18 protein-coding genes are annotated in these 17,225 nt (G+C 71.1%); 11 read left to right on the plus strand and 7 right to left on the minus strand.

Annotation, left to right across the window (positions count from 1 at the left end; all coding sequences use genetic code 11):
• Positions 1–48: 48 nt before the first annotated feature.
• A complete protein-coding gene (locus tag ACFYW9_RS25375) occupies positions 49–1,575 on the minus strand; it encodes a S8 family serine peptidase (RefSeq protein ID WP_389154579.1) in 1,527 nt (508 codons plus the stop codon).
• Between the two features lie 375 nt (positions 1,576–1,950).
• Between ACFYW9_RS25375 and ACFYW9_RS25380 the strand changes: the two genes are divergently transcribed.
• The 3 genes from ACFYW9_RS25380 (at position 1,951) to moaA (ending at position 5,113) form a co-directional block, all read left to right on the plus strand.
• Entirely contained in the window at positions 1,951–2,307 is a 357-nt protein-coding gene (locus ACFYW9_RS25380; protein ID WP_351872545.1) for a DUF485 domain-containing protein, read from the plus strand.
• Positions 2,304–3,941 (plus strand): cation acetate symporter, encoded by a 1,638-nt coding sequence (locus ACFYW9_RS25385; RefSeq protein ID WP_389154582.1) that lies wholly within the window; start codon positions 2,304–2,306, stop codon positions 3,939–3,941. The genes ACFYW9_RS25380 and ACFYW9_RS25385 overlap by 4 nt, the downstream gene beginning before the upstream one ends.
• A gap of 182 nt (positions 3,942–4,123) precedes the next feature.
• Positions 4,124–5,113, plus strand: a complete 990-nt coding sequence (gene moaA / locus ACFYW9_RS25390; protein WP_389154585.1) for a GTP 3',8-cyclase MoaA — start codon at positions 4,124–4,126, stop codon at positions 5,111–5,113.
• 9 nt (positions 5,114–5,122) lie between these two features.
• Here moaA and ACFYW9_RS25395 read toward each other — a convergent pair whose 3' ends face one another.
• Both ACFYW9_RS25395 and ACFYW9_RS25400 read right to left on the minus strand, forming a co-directional pair.
• Complete coding sequence (locus ACFYW9_RS25395; RefSeq protein WP_351872553.1) at positions 5,123–5,377, minus strand: hypothetical protein; 255 nt, start codon at positions 5,375–5,377, stop codon at positions 5,123–5,125.
• A gap of 338 nt (positions 5,378–5,715) precedes the next feature.
• Entirely contained in the window at positions 5,716–6,102 is a 387-nt protein-coding gene (locus ACFYW9_RS25400) for a DUF3099 domain-containing protein (protein ID WP_351872594.1), read from the minus strand.
• 253 nt (positions 6,103–6,355) lie between these two features.
• Here ACFYW9_RS25400 and ACFYW9_RS25405 point away from each other — a divergent pair, with 253 nt between their 5' ends.
• A complete protein-coding gene (locus tag ACFYW9_RS25405) occupies positions 6,356–6,631 on the plus strand; it encodes a GlsB/YeaQ/YmgE family stress response membrane protein (RefSeq protein ID WP_326788582.1) in 276 nt (91 codons plus the stop codon).
• Positions 6,632–6,758: 127 nt separating this feature from the next.
• On the opposite strand, the gene tyrS is transcribed toward ACFYW9_RS25405, so the two are convergent.
• The 3 genes from tyrS to ACFYW9_RS25420 form a co-directional block, all read right to left on the minus strand.
• Positions 6,759–8,027: a tyrosine--tRNA ligase gene (gene tyrS / locus ACFYW9_RS25410; RefSeq protein ID WP_389154590.1), complete on the minus strand. Its 1,269-nt coding sequence runs from the start codon at positions 8,025–8,027 to the stop codon at positions 6,759–6,761.
• Between the two features lie 44 nt (positions 8,028–8,071).
• A complete protein-coding gene (locus ACFYW9_RS25415) occupies positions 8,072–9,466 on the minus strand; it encodes a metallopeptidase TldD-related protein (protein ID WP_351872558.1) in 1,395 nt (464 codons plus the stop codon).
• Positions 9,467–9,548: 82 nt separating this feature from the next.
• Positions 9,549–11,072 (minus strand): TldD/PmbA family protein, encoded by a 1,524-nt coding sequence (locus ACFYW9_RS25420; RefSeq protein WP_389154594.1) that lies wholly within the window; start codon positions 11,070–11,072, stop codon positions 9,549–9,551.
• A 271-nt stretch (positions 11,073–11,343) separates the two neighbouring features.
• On the opposite strand from ACFYW9_RS25420, the gene fabG reads away from it, so the two are divergent.
• From fabG to ACFYW9_RS25435, 3 genes are all read left to right on the plus strand, one after another.
• Positions 11,344–12,048 carry a 3-oxoacyl-[acyl-carrier-protein] reductase gene (gene fabG, locus ACFYW9_RS25425; RefSeq protein ID WP_326788595.1) on the plus strand — a complete coding sequence of 235 codons (705 nt, stop codon included), beginning with the start codon at positions 11,344–11,346 and terminating at the stop codon, positions 12,046–12,048.
• 5 nt (positions 12,049–12,053) lie between these two features.
• Positions 12,054–12,821, plus strand: a complete 768-nt coding sequence (gene fabI / locus ACFYW9_RS25430; protein ID WP_351872564.1) for an enoyl-ACP reductase FabI — start codon at positions 12,054–12,056, stop codon at positions 12,819–12,821.
• A 158-nt stretch (positions 12,822–12,979) separates the two neighbouring features.
• Positions 12,980–13,366 carry a hypothetical protein gene (locus tag ACFYW9_RS25435; protein WP_389154599.1) on the plus strand — a complete coding sequence of 129 codons (387 nt, stop codon included), beginning with the start codon at positions 12,980–12,982 and terminating at the stop codon, positions 13,364–13,366.
• Between the two features lie 96 nt (positions 13,367–13,462).
• Here the strand turns inward: ACFYW9_RS25435 and ACFYW9_RS25440 are convergent, their stop codons facing one another.
• On the minus strand, positions 13,463–14,149 hold the full coding sequence (locus ACFYW9_RS25440; protein ID WP_389154602.1) for a FadR/GntR family transcriptional regulator: 687 nt from the start codon (positions 14,147–14,149) through the stop codon (positions 13,463–13,465).
• 112 nt (positions 14,150–14,261) lie between these two features.
• Here ACFYW9_RS25440 and ACFYW9_RS25445 point away from each other — a divergent pair, with 112 nt between their 5' ends.
• From ACFYW9_RS25445 to ACFYW9_RS25460, 4 genes are all read left to right on the plus strand, one after another.
• Complete coding sequence (locus tag ACFYW9_RS25445; protein WP_389154605.1) at positions 14,262–15,665, plus strand: CynX/NimT family MFS transporter; 1,404 nt, start codon at positions 14,262–14,264, stop codon at positions 15,663–15,665.
• A gap of 121 nt (positions 15,666–15,786) precedes the next feature.
• Positions 15,787–15,903 carry an SGM_5486 family transporter-associated protein gene (locus ACFYW9_RS25450; RefSeq protein ID WP_326788600.1) on the plus strand — a complete coding sequence of 39 codons (117 nt, stop codon included), beginning with the start codon at positions 15,787–15,789 and terminating at the stop codon, positions 15,901–15,903.
• Between the two features lie 295 nt (positions 15,904–16,198).
• Positions 16,199–16,414: a hypothetical protein gene (locus ACFYW9_RS25455; RefSeq protein WP_351872575.1), complete on the plus strand. Its 216-nt coding sequence runs from the start codon at positions 16,199–16,201 to the stop codon at positions 16,412–16,414.
• 165 nt (positions 16,415–16,579) lie between these two features.
• On the plus strand, positions 16,580–17,098 hold the full coding sequence (locus ACFYW9_RS25460; RefSeq protein ID WP_351872578.1) for a histidine phosphatase family protein: 519 nt from the start codon (positions 16,580–16,582) through the stop codon (positions 17,096–17,098).
• Positions 17,099–17,225 lie beyond the last annotated feature (127 nt).

Consider the following 17,225-nt stretch of genomic DNA (forward strand, 5'->3'; position numbering starts at 1 on the left):
GGCCGCCGCACAGGGCGGCGCCGGGGCCACGAAGGGTTTCGGCGGGCGCTACTTGACGGCCCGCAGGGCGTTGACGATCCCGGCTCCGTAGAAGCCGTTCACGTGCTTGCCGCCCACGCAGGTCGCGTCGACGACGCCGTCGCCGTTCCCGTCGTACGGCTCGGCCGGGCAACCCGGGTTGTCCGCCTGGACCTTGAGGAGGAGCTGGAGCTGAGCGGGCGTGGCCCAGGGGTACTTGGACTTCAGGAGCGCGGCCACGCCGGCGACGTGCGGAGTCGCCATCGAGGTGCCCTGGAGGTAGGCGTACTGGTTGTTCGGCATCGTGGACAGGATGCGGCCGTTCTGCGACGGCGTGTCCGGGATCTGGTAGCGGTCGCCGCCGGGTGCCGCGACGTCGATGACGCCGTCGCCGTAGCTGGAGAAGTACGACTTGGCGCCCTTGAAGCCGGTCGAGGCGACGGTGACGACACCGGGCAACTGGGTCGGGATGTCGAAGCACTTGTGCGGGTCGACCGTGCGTGTCGTGGCGGTCGAGTCGTCGGGGCTGGACGCGTCGGTGAGCGCGTCCGAGTCGAGGTCGTCGTTGGAGTTGCCCGCCGCGGCGACGTTCAGCGTGCCCTTCCTCTGCGCGTACAGCTGGGCGCGGTTGACGGCGTCGACGATGGCCTTCTGGTCGGGGTCGTCGAGGCAGTTGTACAGCCACGGGTCCACGTAGTAGCTGTTGTTGGTGATCTCGACGCCGTGGTCGGCGGCGAACACGAAGGCGCACACGACGCTCTCCGGGAAGAACAGCTGGGTGGAGTCGGGCTCGGCGACGGTGATGCCGGAGACCTTCACGCCCGGCGCGACACCCGCGACGCCCACGCCGTTGCGGGCCGCCGCGATCTCTCCCGCGACATGCGTGCCGTGATAGTGGTCGGCGTCCGCCGGGCGCCAGGAACCGTACGTCGTGTCCGGCTTGCCGCCCACGCAGTTCGCGGACTGCGAGGCGGAGAAGTTCGGCGCGATGTCGGGGTGCGTGTCGTCGACGCCGACGTCGATCACCGCGACGGTCACCTTCTTGCTGCCCGGGTTGATCGCGGCGGCCTTGTCGGCGCCTATCGCGCGCAGGTCCCACTGGTCGGCCTCGAGGGGCTCCTGGCCCGCGTCGGCGCTCTTCGTGACCTTGGCGGCCTCGGCGGCGGACAGCACCTGCGCCGCGCCCTCGTCCGTCGTGCCCGCGGCCTTCAGCGGCGAGGTGCGGGTGGCACCGGCCGACTGCACTCCGCGCACGGTCCGGATCTGCGTGCCGAAGTCCGGGTTCGCGGAGTGGACGACGATCACGCCGATCTGCTCGTACGCGATCACGACACTGCCGCCGGCCGCCGCGATCGCCTTCTTCACCGACGCGATCGTGCGGTGGTCCGTCGTCGTGTTGACCACGTACGAGAGGTTCGGGCCGTCCGCGGTCGTCACGGCGGGCGTGGTGAGAGGTGTGGCCGTCGCGACGCCCGGCAGGAAGCCGAGCGAGGCGGTGAGCGACAGGACGACCGGCACGGCGAGTGCGAGACGGTGTCGGGAACGCAGATGAGCCATGGGATCTCCACATCATCCGGAGAACGGAGCTGCCCGAACACGGATGGTGCTCGGGCAGGTACATGACGGAACAGTGCAGGCCGAAGCTATCCCCCCGCCGACCGGGCCAGCAATGACTTGCGGCGACGACTTCGGAAAGAAGCGGGGCGAGTTGAACCGGTCCACGCGTGGCGCCGTGACCTTGGGCAGGGAGCCCGTGGACGATCGAGCCCCCCGCTCCGATCACGGAAAGGACGAGTCCGACAGCGGTCCGTCACGTGACGCATGCCGATGTGAGGTCGAAGTCCCATGTCCCTGCCCGAACGGTCCCCGTCCGAGGGCCCCGACCTGCCCCCGCCCACCGTCGTAACCGCACCCGCAACGCGAGGAGACACCGTGGCCACCGACGCACCACCACCCGCGCGGGCCGGAGCCCAGCTCCCGTCCACAGAACAGTTCGTCGAGATGCAGGAGAGCGCCGAATTCGGTGAACTCCGCAGCTCCCACCGCTCCTTCGCCTTCCCGCTGACCGTCGGATTCATCCTCTGGTACCTGCTGTACGTGCTGCTCTCGAACTACGCGGGCGACTTCATGGGCACCAAGCTGTTCGGCAACGTCAACGTCGCCCTGGTGCTCGGACTCGCCCAGTTCCTCACCACGTTCCTGATCGCCTGGTGGTACTCCCGGCACGCGGCCGCTCAACTGGACCCCAAGGCCGACGCCATCAAGTCCCGGATGGAGGGCGGCGCATGAGCCCCGTACAGACCACCGCGCACACGACCGTGCTGGCCGCGGGCGAGGCGAGCGAGCACCGCCCGCTGATCATCACCCTGTTCGCGGTGTTCGTCGCCGCGACCCTCGTCATCACCGTCTGGGCCGGCCGCCAGACCAAGGACGCCGCCGACTTCTACGCGGGCGGACGCCAGTTCACCGGTTTCCAGAACGGACTCGCCGTCTCCGGCGACTACATGTCCGCCGCGTCCTTCCTCGGCATCGCCGGCGCGATCGCCCTCTTCGGCTACGACGGCTTCCTCTACTCCATCGGCTTCCTGGTCGCCTGGCTCGTCGCCCTGCTCCTGGTCGCCGAACCCCTGCGCAACTCCGGCCGCTACACGATGGGCGACGTCCTCGCCTACCGCATGCGCCAGCGCCCGGTCCGCACCGCCGCCGGCACCTCCACCATCGTCGTGTCGATCTTCTACCTGCTGGCCCAGATGGCGGGCGCGGGCGTCCTCGTCTCCCTGCTCCTCGGCATCACCAGCGACGGCGGCAAGATCGGCATCGTCGCGCTCGTCGGCGTCCTGATGATCGTGTACGTCACCATCGGCGGCATGAAGGGCACCACCTGGGTGCAGATGGTCAAGGCGGTCCTGCTCATCGCAGGCGCCCTCCTGCTCACCTTCCTGGTCCTGCTGAAGTTCCACTTCAACATCTCCGACCTGCTCGGCAGCGCCGCCGAGAACAGCGGCAAGGGCACACCCTTCCTGGAACCGGGGCTCAAGTACGGCGCCACCTCCACCACGAAGCTGGACTTCATCTCGCTGGGCATGGCGCTGGTCCTCGGCACCGCGGGCCTGCCGCACATCCTGATCCGTTTCTACACCGTGCCCACCGCCAAGACCGCGCGGAAGTCGGTCAACTGGGCGATCGGCCTCATCGGCGCCTTCTACCTGATGACCCTCGCCCTCGGTTTCGGCGCCGCCGCGCTGATCAAGCCGGACGAGATCATCGCCTCCAACAAGGCGGGCAACACGGCGGCACCCCTGCTCGCCCTGCACCTCGGCGGCGTGGACTCCAGCTGGGGCGCGATCCTGCTCGCCACCATCTCCGCCGTCGCCTTCGCCACGATCCTCGCGGTCGTCGCGGGACTGACGCTCGCCTCGTCCTCCTCCTTCGCGCACGACATCTACGCGAACGTGATCAAGAAGGGGCAGGCGTCGGAGAAGGAGGAGATGAAGGCCGCCCGGTACGCGACGGTCGGCATCGGCGCCGTGTCCATCCTGCTCGGCGCCCTCGCCCGCGACCTCAACGTCGCCGGCCTGGTCGCCCTCGCCTTCGCGGTCGCGGCCTCCGCCAACCTGCCGACGATCCTCTACAGCCTCTTCTGGAAGAGGTTCACCACGTCGGGCGCGCTCTGGTCGATCTACGGCGGCCTGGTCACCGCGGTCGGCCTGGTGCTGTTCTCCCCGGTCGTCTCGGGCAAGCCCACCTCGATGTTCCCGGACGTCGACTTCCACTGGTTCCCGCTGGAGAACCCGGGCCTCATCTCCATCCCGGTCGGCTTCCTGCTGGGCTGGCTCGGGACCACCCTGTCCAAGGAGGAGCCGGACGCCGGCAAGTACGCCGAGCTGGAGGTCCGCTCCCTCACCGGCACCGGAGCGCACTAGCCACCGCCCGGACACCGGCATCGCGCGGGCCCGCCGTGGGCCACCGGTGGATCACCACTGGTAGGTCCCTACGACGGGCCCGCGCCGCGTCTCGTGGGATCGGGCCACTGTCGTCGTCAGTCCCGTCACGTAGGCTCACAGGTGTCCGGGAAATGTGTTCGGCGTCGAGGGAGGGGGCCCACGTGCTCATCGACACCTACGGCCGGGTGGCCACCGACCTGCGTGTCTCGCTGACGGACCGGTGCAACCTCCGCTGCACGTACTGCATGCCCGAAGAGGGCCTGCAGTGGCTCGCCAAGCCCGACCTGCTCACCGACGACGAGATCGTCCGCCTGATAGAGATCGCGGTCACCGGCCTCGGCATCGAAGAGGTCCGTTTCACCGGAGGCGAGCCCCTGCTGCGCCCCGGCCTCGTCGGCATCGTCGAGCGGGTCGCGGCCCTCGCTCCCCGCCCCCAGATGTCCCTCACGACCAACGGCATCGGCCTCAAGCGCACCGCGGCCGCCCTGAAAGCCGCGGGCCTGGACCGGGTGAACGTCTCGCTGGACACCCTGCGCCCCGACGTCTTCAAGACCCTCACCCGCCGTGACCGCCACAAAGACGTCATCGAGGGCCTCGAAGCCGCCCGTGGCGCCGGCCTGACCCCCGTCAAGGTCAACTCGGTCCTCATGCCGGGCCTGAACGCCGACGAAGCCCCGGACCTGCTGGCCTGGGCCGTGGAGCACGACTACGAACTCCGCTTCATCGAGCAGATGCCCCTGGACGCCCAGCACGGCTGGAAGCGCGACGGCATGGTCACCGCCGGGGACATCCTGGCCTCGCTGCGCACCCGCTTCGAGCTCACCGAGGAAGGCGCCGGCGAGCGGGGTTCCGCACCCGCCGAGCGCTGGATCGTCGACGGCGGCCCGCAGCGCGTCGGCGTGATCGCCTCGGTCACCCGCCCGTTCTGCTCGGCCTGCGACCGCACCCGCCTCACCGCCGACGGACAGGTGCGCACCTGTCTCTTCGCGACCGAGGAGACCGATCTGCGCGCCGCGCTGCGCTCGGGCGCCCCCGACGAGGAGATCGCCCGCGTCTGGCGCGCCGCGATGTGGGGCAAGAAGGCGGGGGCGGGCCTGGACGACCCGTCGTTCATACAGCCCGACCGCCCGATGTCGGCGATCGGCGGCTGACGGCAGCGGCTATTCCTCCCCGCGCTCCGCGGGCCGGGAGGCCTCCCACTCGTCGAGGGGCACGACGTCCTTCAGGAACCCGCGCACCCCGAGGAACGACGACAGGTGCTCGCGGTGCTCCTCGCACGCCAGCCAGGTCTTGCGGCGCTCGGGCGTGTGCAGCTTCGGGTTGTTCCAGGCGAGCACCCACACGGCGTCCGCACGGCAGGCCTTGGCCGAGCAGACGGGGGAGACGGGACCGGAGCCGGGGGCGTTCGAGATCACCCTGCCGACCCTAGCCGAGGCTTCGCGGCACGCGCCGCGCGCGGTGGGCGGACGGTCCGCGAGCGGGGGCTCCGAGGGCTGACAAAGGCGACGCCGAGCAGCCACGGGGGGAGCTGCCCGGCGTCGGTCCGTCGCTCCGACGGGGGATGCGGAGCGCGTACGAAGTATGTCACGGGTAACCCGCCGACCGGCACCGGAACAACATGATTGATCTGAGCTTTTCTTGAGCTTGCCCGCAAGCGGATATTCCGTTTTCGGCGAATGCGTCGACGTCCGTCCGGAGCCGAACCAGCCTTGTACCGGGGCGAGTTCACCCGCGGTTCGGCTCCGGTCCGAACTCAGTCCGAGTCGTGCGGCTCGGCTCCCGAACGCGCCTCGGGACCGCTCGCGGCATCCTCGGGGAACGGCTTCCCGGAGTCGTCCGGCCGGGGCGGCGCGATCATCGGACGCGGCGGAGCGGTGACGAACGTCGAGGGGAGCGAGGGCGCGTTCTCGCGTCCGGCGTTGGCGATGACCACCGCGACGTACGGGAGGAGAATTCCGAGGACCAGAGCGACCAGAGCGACGGGCCGCTCGACGTTCCACAGGACGGCCGCCAGGATCACCGCCACCGTGCGGACGGACATCGAGATGACATAGCGGCGCTGCCGGCCGCGCACGTCGTCGTCCAGGCTCTGTCTGGCTCCCGTGATCCGGAAGACCTGGACGTTGCTCTGCTTCCTGATCACACTCCACCACCTGCCTGTGTCGGACGCTCCCCGGTCCGTACCCGGCACGGACCCGTCGAGGAAGCGGGCCCGGACTGCTTCCACGGTACGCCGCGTCTGCGCCGCCTTCGAGACCGGGGCATGTCCCGTCCGGGCGGGACACGGTGCGCCGTAGCGCGTACGGCTCCGCCCGACATGCGCCGTATGGAGGACAGCCAGAGACTGGCGGTACCGCTCACGGGGAGCGGTGGAGCGGTACGAGGAGGCGGACATGGGCTGGTTGTGGGCGATCATCGTCGGGTTCGTGCTGGGCCTGATCGCCAAGGCGATCATTCCGGGGAAGCAGCACAGCCCTCTCTGGCTGACCACCATCTTCGGCATCCTCGGAGCGATCGTCGGCAACGCGATCGCCCGGGGCATCGGCATCGCCGAGACCAGGGGCATCGACTGGGGACGGCACGCGCTGCAGCTGGCCGCCGCGATCGTGCTCGTCTTCCTCGGCGACATGCTCTACATGGCCCTGCGGGGCGACAAGGTCAAGACCTGAGACGGACACCGGCCACCCTCCCGGCCCGGCCCGCCCTCCCGGCCCTCCCGGAAACGGCGCTACGACGAAGGGGCAGCTCCGCCAGGAGCTGCCCCTTCGTCCACGTCCACGGGTGACGCGGTAGGCCTCAGCCGCCCGTGACCTCGACCGCGGCCAGGCTCTTCTTGCCCCGGCGCAGCACGAGCCAGCGCCCGTGCAGCAGGTCCTCCGCGGCCGGCACCGCGTCCTCGGCGGCGACCTTCACGTTGTTCACGTACGCGCCGCCCTCCTTGACCGTGCGGCGCGCGGCGGACTTGCTGGCCACCAGGCCGACCTCCGCGAAGAGGTCCACCACGAGACCCGCCTCGGCGACCTGGATGTGCGGCACCTCGGACAGGGCCGCGGCGAGCGTCCGCTCGTCGAGGTCGGTCAGCTCGCCCTGCCCGAAGAGGGCCTTGGACGCGGCGATCACGGCGGCCGTCTGGTCGGCGCCGTGCACCAGCGTCGTCAGCTCCTCGGCCAGCGCGCGCTGGGCGGCACGTGCCTGCGGGCGCTCCTCGGTCTGCTTCTCCAGCTCCTCCAGCTCCTCGGTGGACCTGAAGGACAGGATGCGCATGTACGTCGAGACGTCCCGGTCGTCCACGTTCAGCCAGAACTGGTAGAACGCGTACGGCGTCGTCATCTCGGGGTCGAGCCAGACGGCACCGCCCTCGGTCTTGCCGAACTTGGTGCCGTCCGCCTTGACCATCAGCGGCGTCGCCAGCGCGTGCACCTGGGCCCCGGGCTCCAGGCGGTGGATCAGGTCCAGGCCCGCCGTGAGGTTGCCCCACTGGTCGCTGCCGCCCTGCTGAAGGGTGCAGCCGTGGCGCCGGTACAGCTCCAGGAAGTCCATGCCCTGGAGCAGCTGGTAGCTGAACTCCGTGTAGCTGATGCCTTCCGCGGACTCCAGGCGACGGGCCACGGAGTCCTTGGTGAGCATCTTGTTGACGCGGAAGTGCTTGCCGATGTCCCGCAGGAACTCGATGGCCGACAGGCCGGCCGTCCAGTCGAGGTTGTTCACCATGACCGCGGCGTTCTCGCCCTCGAAGGACAGGAACGGCTCGATCTGCGAACGCAGGCGCGTCACCCAGTTCGCGACCGTCTCCGGGTCGTTCAGCGTGCGCTCGGCCGTCGGGCGGGGGTCACCGATCTGGCCCGTCGCCCCGCCCACCAGGGCGAGCGGCCGCAGCCCCGCCCGCTGGAGCCGGCGCATCGTGAGCACCTGCACCAGGTGACCGACGTGCAGGCTCGGCGCGGTCGGGTCGAAGCCGCAATAGAACGTGACGGGACCGTCCGCGAGCGCCTTGCGCAAAGCATCTTCGTCGGTGGACAGGGAGAACAGCCCCCGCCACTTCAGCTCGTCGACGATGTCCGTCACTGTTCTCGTATCTCCTTGAGTGGTCTCGTGAATCAGGTACGAGGTTATACGCCCTGGCTGACAGAGCTCATATTGAAGTCCGGCACCCGCAGGGCGGGCATCGCGGCCCTGGTGAACCAGTCGCTCCATTCACGGGGCAGCGTCTTCTCCGTCCGCCCCGCCTCCGTGGCCCGCCCCAGCAGGCCCACCGGCGACTCGTTGAACCGGAAGTTGTTCACCTCGCCGACGACCTCGCCGTTCTCGACGAGGTAGACGCCGTCCCGGGTCAGCCCGGTCAGCAGCAGGGTCGCCGGGTCGACCTCGCGGATGTACCAGAGGCAGGTCAGCAGCAGACCGCGCTCCGTGGAGGCGACCATCTCCTCCAGGGAACGGTCCTCGCCGCCGTCGAGGACGAGGTTCCCGATCGTCGGCGTCACCGGCAGCCCGGTCAGCTCGGCGCTGTGCCGGGTGGTGGACAGATGCCGCAGCTCGCCCTCCCGGATCCAGTCGGTGGCCTTCAGCGGCAACCCGTTGTCGAACACGGAGGCGTCGTCGCCCGAGGAGTGCGTGAGGACGAAGGGAGCGGACTCCAGGCCCGGCTCGTTCGGGTCGCTGCGCAGCGTCAGCGGCAGTTCGGTGAGCCGCTCGCCGATCCGGGTGCCGCCCCCGGGCTTGCTGAAGACGGTCCGGCCCTCGGCGGCGTCCCGGGCGGCGGCCGACCACATCTGGTAGATCAGCAGGTCCGCGACCGCGGTCGGCGGCAGCAGGGTCTCGTAGCGTCCGGCGGGCAGCTCGACGCGCCGCTCGGCCCAGCCGAGCCGTACCGCCAGCTCCGCGTCCATCGTGGCCGGGTCGACGTCCTTGAAGTCCCGCGTCGAGCGCCCCGCCCAGGCCGAACGCGTACGGTCCGGGGACTTGGCGTTGACCTCCAGCGTGCCGTTCGGCTGGTCGTGCCGCAGCCGCAGGCCCGTCGACGTACCGAGGTAGCTGGAGACGAGCTCGTGGTTGGCGAAGCCGTACAGCTCACGGCCGCCCGCACGCGCGCGGGCGAACGCCTCGCCGAGCGCCGGCGCGAAGTCGGCGAAGACGGTGGACGAGGTCTCGGCGGGCGCGTCCGTGAAGTCGGGGGACCCCGGTACGCCCGTCACCAGCGCCCGGCCGTCCTCGGCGGGCCCGGCACCCCGCGCCGCCGCCTCGGCCGCCCGTACCAGGGGCTCCAGCTCGTCGGCGGTCACGGCCGAGCGCGAGACCACCCCGGACGAGGTGCCCTCACGGCCGTCGACGGTGGCGATCACGGTGAGCGTGCGGCCGCGCGTGACCCCGTTCGTGGTGAGCGCGTTGCCCGCCCAGCGGAGGTTGGCGGTGGACTGCTCGTCGGCGATCACCACACAGCCGTCGGCCCGGGACAGTTCGAGGGCGCGCTCGACGATCTCGTGCGGCTTGTTCGTACGGGCACTCATCGACCGGCCTCCGACGTGGTGTTGAGACTGTGCTGTCCCGGGAGGCGACCCCCGGACCCCCGGCCGTTCCCCTGCTGAACGCTCATCGACCGGCCTCCGACGTGGTGTTGAGGATGTTGACACCCTTGAAGAGGGCGGAAGGGCAGCCGTGCGACACCGCGGCGACCTGGCCGGGCTGGGCCTTGCCGCAGTTGAAGGCACCGCCGAGGACGTACGTCTGGGGGCCGCCCACGGCGGCCATGGAGCCCCAGAAGTCGGTGGTCGTCGCCTGGTACGCGACATCACGGAGCTGGCCCGTGATCCGGCCGTTCTCGATCTTGAAGAAGCGCTGGCCGGTGAACTGGAAGTTGTAGCGCTGCATGTCGATGGACCAGGAGCGGTCGCCGACGACGTAGATGCCGCGGTCGACGCCTCCGATCAGGTCCTCGGTGGACAGCCCGCCGGGGTCCGGCCGCAGCGACACGTTGGCCATCCGCTGCACGGGAACATGCCGGGGGGAGTCGGCGTAGGCGCAGCCGTTGGAGCGCTCGAAGCCGGTCAGGCTCGCGATCCGCCGGTCGAGCTGGTACCCGACGAGCGTGCCCTCCTTCACGAGGTCCCAGGACTGGCCCTCGACGCCCTCGTCGTCGTACCCGATGGTCGCGAGGCCGTGTTCGGCGGTGCGGTCACCGGTCACGTTCATCAGATCGGAGCCGTACCTGAGCTTGCCGAGCTGGTCGAAGGTGGCGAAGGACGTCCCGGCGTACGCCGCCTCGTAGCCGAGCGCGCGGTCCAGCTCGGTGGCGTGCCCGATGGACTCGTGGATGGTCAGCCACAGGTTGGACGGGTCGACGACGAGGTCGTACAGCCCCGCCTCGACGCTCGGCGCCCGCATCTTCTCCGCGAGCAGTACGGGAATCCGCTCCAGCTCGGAGTCCCAGTCCCAGCCGGTGCCCAGCAGGTACTCCCAGCCGCGCCCGGCCGGCGGCGCGATCGTCCGCATCGAGTCGAACTCGCCGCTGGACTCGTCGACGGCCACCGCGGTGAGCTGCGGGTGGAGCCGCACCCGCTGCTGCGTGGTCACGGTCCCGGCGGTGTCCGCGTAGAACTTGTTCTCGTGCACGGTCAGCAGGGACGCGTCGACGTGGTTGACGCCCTCGGCCGCCAGCAGCCGCGCGCTCCAGTCGGCCAGCAGCCCCGCCTTGTCCTCGTCCGGCACGGAGAAGGGGTCGATCTCGTACGACGAGACCCACGTCCTCTCGGCGTGCACCGGTTCCCGGGCCAGCTCCACCCGCTCGTCCGACCCGGCCGCCTTGATCACCTGGGCCGACAGCTTGGCCATCGCCACCGCCTGCGAGGCGACCTTCGCGGCCGCGTCCATCGTCAGGTCGACGCCCGACGCGAACCCCCAGGTCCCGCCGTGCACGACCCGTACGGCGTACCCCAGGTCCGTGGTGTCCGACGATCCGGCCGGCTTGGCGTCGCGCAGCCGCCAGGACGCGCTGCGCACCCGCTCGAACCGGAAGTCCGCGTGGTCGGCGCCCAGCGCCCGCGCCCGCGCGAGCGCGGCGTCGGCGAGTGCGCGCAGCGGTAGCGCCGTGAAGGCTTCGTCGATGGAATGAGGCACCGAGGTCTCCCTGCTGTCGTGGCCCGTCGGGTCCGATCATGTCGCGCGGGCGGGTCCGGCGGCCACGCCTTTGCCGTGACCGGGCGCGTCTTTCGGCCGCGAGGCGTCCGTCTTCAGGCCGTGGAGCCCCGGCTTTCTGTAGGGATCCGACAGCAGTGACACGAACCCACTGTCGGTGCCCGATTCTCTGGGAGGCCTGGCGGACCGATAGGTTTTCGGGGAAGGCGCCTGTATTGCAGGGGTTTCAGTCCGCTAACGAAAGGGTGATCCGTTGAGCCGCTCGGTTCTCGTCACCGGAGGCAACCGGGGCATCGGCCTCGCCATCGCCCGCGCATTCGCCGACGCAGGCGACAAGGTCGCGATCACGTACCGCTCCGGTGAGCCGCCGGCCGGCTTCTTGGCGGTCAAGTGCGACATCACCGACACCGAGCAGGTGGAGCAGGCCTACAAGGAGATCGAGGCCGAGCACGGCCCGGTCGAGGTCCTGATCGCCAACGCCGGCGTCACCAAGGACCAGTTGCTGATGCGCATGTCCGAGGAGGACTTCACCTCGGTCATCGACACGAACCTCACCGGCACCTTCCGCGTGGTCAAGCGCGCCAACCGGGGCATGCTGCGGGCCAAGAAGGGCCGCGTCGTGCTGATCTCCTCGGTCGTCGGGCTGCTCGGCTCGGCGGGGCAGGCGAACTACGCCGCGTCCAAGGCCGCCCTTGTCGGCTTCGCGCGATCGCTCGCCCGCGAGCTCGGCTCGCGCAACATCACCTTCAACGTCGTCGCACCCGGCTTCGTCGACACCGACATGACGCAGGCGCTCACCGAGGAGCAGCGCGGCAACATCGTGTCGCAGGTGCCGCTGGGCCGTTACGCGCAGCCCGAGGAGATCGCCGCGACGGTGCGGTTCCTCGCCTCGGACGACGCCTCGTACATCACTGGAGCCGTCATCCCGGTTGACGGCGGACTGGGAATGGGTCACTGATCACCATGAGCGGAATTCTTGAGGGCAAGCGCGTCCTGATCACCGGTGTGCTGATGGAGTCCTCCATCGCCTTCCACACCGCCAAGCTGGCCCAGGAGCAGGGTGCCGAGATCATCCTGACCGCGTTCCCGCGGCCCACGCTGACCGAGCGCATCGCCAGGAAGCTGCCGAAGCCCACCAAGGTCATCGAGCTGGACGTCACCAACGAGGAGCACCTCGGGCGTCTCGCCGACGTCGTCGGCGAGGAGCTGGGCGGCCTCGACGGCGTCGTGCACTCCATCGGCTTCGCGCCGCAGGACGCCCTCGGCGGCAACTTCCTGAACACGCCGTTCGAGTCCGTCGCCACGGCCATGCACGTCTCGGCGTTCTCCCTGAAGTCGCTGACGATGGCCTGCCTGCCGCTGATGCAGAACGGCGGCTCCGTCGTCGGTCTCACCTTCGACGCGCAGTACGCGTGGCCGCAGTACGACTGGATGGGCCCGGCCAAGGCCGCCCTGGAGGCCACCAGCCGCTACATGGCGCGCGACCTGGGCAAGCAGAACATCCGCTGCAACCTCATCTCGGCGGGCCCGATCGGCTCCATGGCCGCCAAGTCCATCCCGGGCTTCGGCGAGCTCGCCTCGGTGTGGGACACCCGTGCCCCGCTGGAGTGGGACCTCAAGGACCCGGAGCCGGCCGGCAAGGGCGTCGTCGCCCTGCTGAGCGACTGGTTCCCGAAGACCACGGGCGAGATCGTCCACGTGGACGGCGGTCTGCACGCCATCGGCGCGTAAACGCTTACGCCCGGTTCCGACGCCCCGTTTCCCGCAGCGCGCGGGGAGCGGGGCGTCGCCCGTTCGGCCCAGTCGGCCGGGCGGGCGGGACCCCCTGAACGGCACTCTGGGAGAACGCACCGCCCGCCCCGCAGCCTTACGGCCGAGGAGGTCCCCTTGTGCGCCTGTCCCGCCGCTTCGTTCCGGTGTTCGCCGCTGTCGCTCTGGTACTGGCCGTTCCGCACGACGCGATGTCACACCCTCGCGCGGAGGGTGTGAACGAGGGGGCCCCGCGGGCCGCCCGGAACGAGGGGGCGCGGCGGCCGGCCGTGCCCCAGCCGTTCGGCGCCGAGTGCCGGATCACCGTCACCGGCTCCCGGGCCGTCGCGTACTGCCACAACCCCTATGTGGGCACCGACCGCGTCGCCCTGCACGTCGAATGCGCCCGCTGGTGGGACATCGACAGCGACAGCGCCCCGGTCGAGGTCGGACCGGCGGCGACCGTCAGGCTGACCGGCCGCTGCTGGAAGGAGATCCGCACGGTCTGGATCACCCACGAGGACTGAGATCCGCCGGCCCCGGGCTTCCGCGCCCGTCCCGGGGCCGGCGCCCTGTGTCCGCGCCTGCTCCCCGCGGGCCGGGCCGGCGCTCCGTGTCCGTGCCTACTCCCGGGCTCCCGGCGGGCCGGGCCGGCACTGGAAGGGATAGCTCGCGGCCTCCGCGGCCGCCGCCTCCACGTCGCCCGCCCTGATCGCGTCGACGAGCAGGGCATGGTCCATGTACGACTCCGGTGTCAGCTCCTTGCCGACGTCCACGCGCAGCCAGTCGCGCAGCACCTCGCCCAGGTCCGCGTGCATCGCCGTCATGACGTCGTTGTGGGACGCGGCCACCACCGCCAGGTGGAAGGTCGCGTCGGAGGCCACGAAGGCCTCCGCGTCGCCCGACTCCCAGGCCTCCTCACGGCGTACGAGGAGTGCCTCCAACTGCTTGAGATCGCGTTCCGTGCGCCGTTCGGCGGCCAGCCTCGCGGCGCTCGACTCCAGGGTGGAGCGCAGTTCGGCGATGTGCCGCGGGTCGGCGTCCGCGAACCGGCGGTGCATCACGCCCGCCAGCTCGCTGGTCGCCACGACGTAGGTGCCCGATCCCTGCCGGATGTCCAGCAGCCCGTTGTGGGCGAGCGCCCGGACCGCCTCGCGCACGGTGTTGCGGGCGACGCCGAGCTGGTCGACGAGCTCCGGCTCGGTGGGGATGCGGGAGCCCACCGGCCACTCGCCCGAGGTGATCTGGTTCCGCAGCTCGGCGATGACCTGCTCGGACAGGGCCGAACGGCGGGGATGGCTCAGCGGCATGACGGTCCTTCGTACGGGCCCGGGTGTGATCGTTCGCGCGGGGCCGGAGATTCCGGAGATTAACGCAGCGGGATTGGACAGCCAATCATCCCATGATTCTATGATGGGCCTCATGGTCCCCGAGGAAACCCGCACGCCGACACGGCTCCCCGCGACACGCCGCTCCACCGGCAGCACGGCACCCGCAACGCCCCTCCCGCGCGCGTGGACGGCACGGCTCATGGTGGCCGGCATCGTCCTCGCCGCCCTCAACCTGCGCCCGGCCATCACGAGCCTCGGCGCCCTCCTCGAAGAGGTGCGCGACGACCTCGGCATGAGCGGCGGCGCCGCCGGACTGCTCACCTCCGTGCCGCCCCTGTGCTTCGCCGTCTTCGGCGTGACGGCACCGCGGCTCGCCCGCCGTTTCGGGCCCGCCGCCGTGGTCTGCGCGGGCATGGTCGCCATCGCGACCGGCCTCGCCGTGCGTCCGTACATCGGGGGAACGGCCGGCTTCCTGGCCATGAGCGCGCTCGCGCTCATGGGCATCGCCGTCAGCAACGTCCTGATGCCGGTGATCGTCAAGCGCTGGTTCCCCGACCGGGTCGGCTCCATGACGGGCCTGTACTCGATGGCCCTGGCCCTGGGCACGTCCGCCGCCGCGGCGGCGACCGTCCCCGTGACCGACGCCCTCGGCGGCGACTGGCGCTCCGGCCTCGTGGTGTGGGCGGGACTCGCGGCGGCGGCCGTCCTGCCGTGGGTGCTGCTGGTACGAGCGCGGGGCGCCGGTCCCGGCACCGGTGACCGTGGACCGGCCGCGTCCCGTACCGGTGACCGCGCACCCGCCACAACCACCGCGACCCCCTCCGTCACCGAGACCCCCTCCGTCACCGCGGCTCGCGCAGGTGCCCCGGTGCCCGCTGCCGCCGTCGTCACCCGCCACGCGCCCGAGGGCCTGCGCATCACCCGCAGCCGTACCGCCTGGGCCCTGGCCGTCTTCTTCGGCCTCCAGGCCACCGCCGCCTACATCACGATGGGCTGGATGGCCCAGATCTTCCGCGACGCGGGCGTCGCCGCCGGCACCGCGGGACTGCTCCTCGCCGTCACGATGGTGATGGGCGTACCGCTGGCCTTCGTCATCCCGCGCCTCGCCACCCGCCTGCCCCGGCAGGGGCCCATCGTGGTCGTCCTCGGCCTCTGCGGACTCGCCGGATACGCGGGCCTCTACCTGGCCCCGGCGGCGGGCGCCTGGGCCTGGGCGCTGCTGCTCGGCGTCTCCAACTGTGCCTTCCCGCTGGCGCTGACCATGGTCGGCATGCGTGCCCGCACCGGCGCCGGTGTCGCCGAACTGTCCGCGTTCGCCCAGAGCACCGGGTACCTGATCTCGATCCCGGGCCCGCTGCTCGTGGGCGTGCTCTACCAGCACAGCGGCGGCTGGGGCCTGCCGCTCGCGCTGATGGCCGCCCTGATGGTCCCGCAGATCGCCGTCGGCATCATGGCGGGCCGCGACCGCACGGTGGAGGACGAGGCCGCCGGATGACCCCGGCTCCCGGAAGGGGGTCCCGGCGGCGGTACGGCGGCTCCCGGAAATGGGCCCCGGCGGAGCCCGGAAGCGGGGCCCCGGCGGCGGCACGGCGGACGAAGGGTGCGAGACTGGCCGCATGCCTGTGCTCGACCCGAACCCCCAGAACGGCCAGAAGAAGCTGCTGCTCGTGCTCGGCGCGATGCTGGCCATCACGGTGATCATCGGCATCATCGCGTCCGTCGCCTCCCCGTGACCGTCGCCTCCCCGTGACCGGCGGAGGCCTGGCCCGGTGGCGTCGCGCTGACCGCCGTTGCACCGGTGCCGTCGCACCGGTGCCGTGACACCCCGCCCGCCCCTCCGGCCCGCGCCGTCCGCGGCATCGGCAGGCCCTCGCGCCCGGAGGTAGGGATAACCCCCCATCCCCTAGGGGGTGAGTGTCAGGGTCAAGTGGGTGGATCACCGGATGGGCCGGGGGCGACGGATTCCGTAGCTTCGAATCGTGACCGCGAACCGCGGCCAGGGACCACTCGAAGACTCACGGAGGCGGCATGTCGGCCCCTACGCACACCCGCCCCCGCCCGGCGACCACGGGACGCGTGGACATCCGGCTGCCCTGGTGGGCCCTCGCCCTGCCCACGCTCGCCTTCGTCACCCTGCTGCTCATGATCCTCAACCCGGCGGACGCGCACGCCGCGACCGGCGACCCGGCGATCACCCACCTGTTCGAGCGCGTCCAGCAAGCGGTCCTGCACAACGCCCAGTGAGCCGCGGACCCCGGGCCCGGCCGCCGCGCGCCAGGGAGTCCCGACCCGCCCCGTTCCCCCTCGCGGGGCATGCCGTTCCCCCTGACGGAGCAGGGCGTCACCCTCCCCGGGGGACCGCATCAACTCCCTGCGCCCCATGGCATGTTTCGTGCGAAGCTGGGACGCATGAGCGTCGCAGAATCCCGCAGGATCGTCCTCTTCCGGCATGCGAAAGCCGACTGGCCGCAGATGTCCGACCATGAGCGGCCGCTCGCCGACCGGGGCCGTATGGACGCCGCCGTCGCCGGGCGCAGGCTGGCCGACAGCGGCATCCCCCTGGACCTGGCCCTCTGCTCCACCGCGATCCGAACCCGCGAGACATGGAAGCACGCCGTCCAGGAGCTCCCGCACCGGCCGAAAACGGTCTACGAGGAGCGGATCTACGAAGCCTCGCCCGGCGAGCTGATCGCGGTGCTCAACGAAACCCCGGACGACGCCCGGAACGCGATCCTGATCGGCCACAACCCGGGCATGCACGGCCTCGCCGAGATCCTGGCGGGCCGGGCGGAGGGCGACACCCGCACCCGGATGAACGCCCACGGCTTCCACACCGCCGCGTTCGCGGTCCTCGCCTTCGACGGCCCCTGGAAGTCGCTCGAACCCGGATCGGCCGCCCTGACCGACTACTGGGCCCCGACGGAGTGAAACCGCCTCGACGACGGACGGGGGGCCCGCCCCCCCCCCGGGCCGGGGCCCCCGCCCGGGGCGGGGGCCGCACACACCCCGGGGGGTGGGGCCCCGGGCAGGGGGGCGGCGCCCCCGAGTGAACGGG

This window comes from Streptomyces sp. NPDC002698 (assembly GCF_042888945.1).
GTDB lineage: Bacteria > Actinomycetota > Actinomycetes > Streptomycetales > Streptomycetaceae > Streptomyces.

Coding starts and splice junctions, on each gene's coding strand:
- ACFYW9_RS25450 (WP_326788600.1), top strand. CDS start 15,787: ATGCCTGTGCTCGACCCGAACCCCCAGAACGGCCAGAAGAAGCTGCTG.
- fabI (WP_351872564.1), top strand. CDS start 12,054: ATGAGCGGAATTCTTGAGGGCAAGCGCGTCCTGATCACCGGTGTGCTG.
- ACFYW9_RS25440 (WP_389154602.1), bottom strand. CDS start 14,149: ATGCCGCTGAGCCATCCCCGCCGTTCGGCCCTGTCCGAGCAGGTCATC.
- ACFYW9_RS25460 (WP_351872578.1), top strand. CDS start 16,580: ATGAGCGTCGCAGAATCCCGCAGGATCGTCCTCTTCCGGCATGCGAAA.
- ACFYW9_RS25385 (WP_389154582.1), top strand. CDS start 2,304: ATGAGCCCCGTACAGACCACCGCGCACACGACCGTGCTGGCCGCGGGC.
- ACFYW9_RS25415 (WP_351872558.1), bottom strand. CDS start 9,466: ATGAGTGCCCGTACGAACAAGCCGCACGAGATCGTCGAGCGCGCCCTC.
- ACFYW9_RS25445 (WP_389154605.1), top strand. CDS start 14,262: ATGGTCCCCGAGGAAACCCGCACGCCGACACGGCTCCCCGCGACACGC.
- ACFYW9_RS25405 (WP_326788582.1), top strand. CDS start 6,356: ATGGGCTGGTTGTGGGCGATCATCGTCGGGTTCGTGCTGGGCCTGATC.
- ACFYW9_RS25455 (WP_351872575.1), top strand. CDS start 16,199: ATGTCGGCCCCTACGCACACCCGCCCCCGCCCGGCGACCACGGGACGC.
- ACFYW9_RS25375 (WP_389154579.1), bottom strand. CDS start 1,575: ATGGCTCATCTGCGTTCCCGACACCGTCTCGCACTCGCCGTGCCGGTC.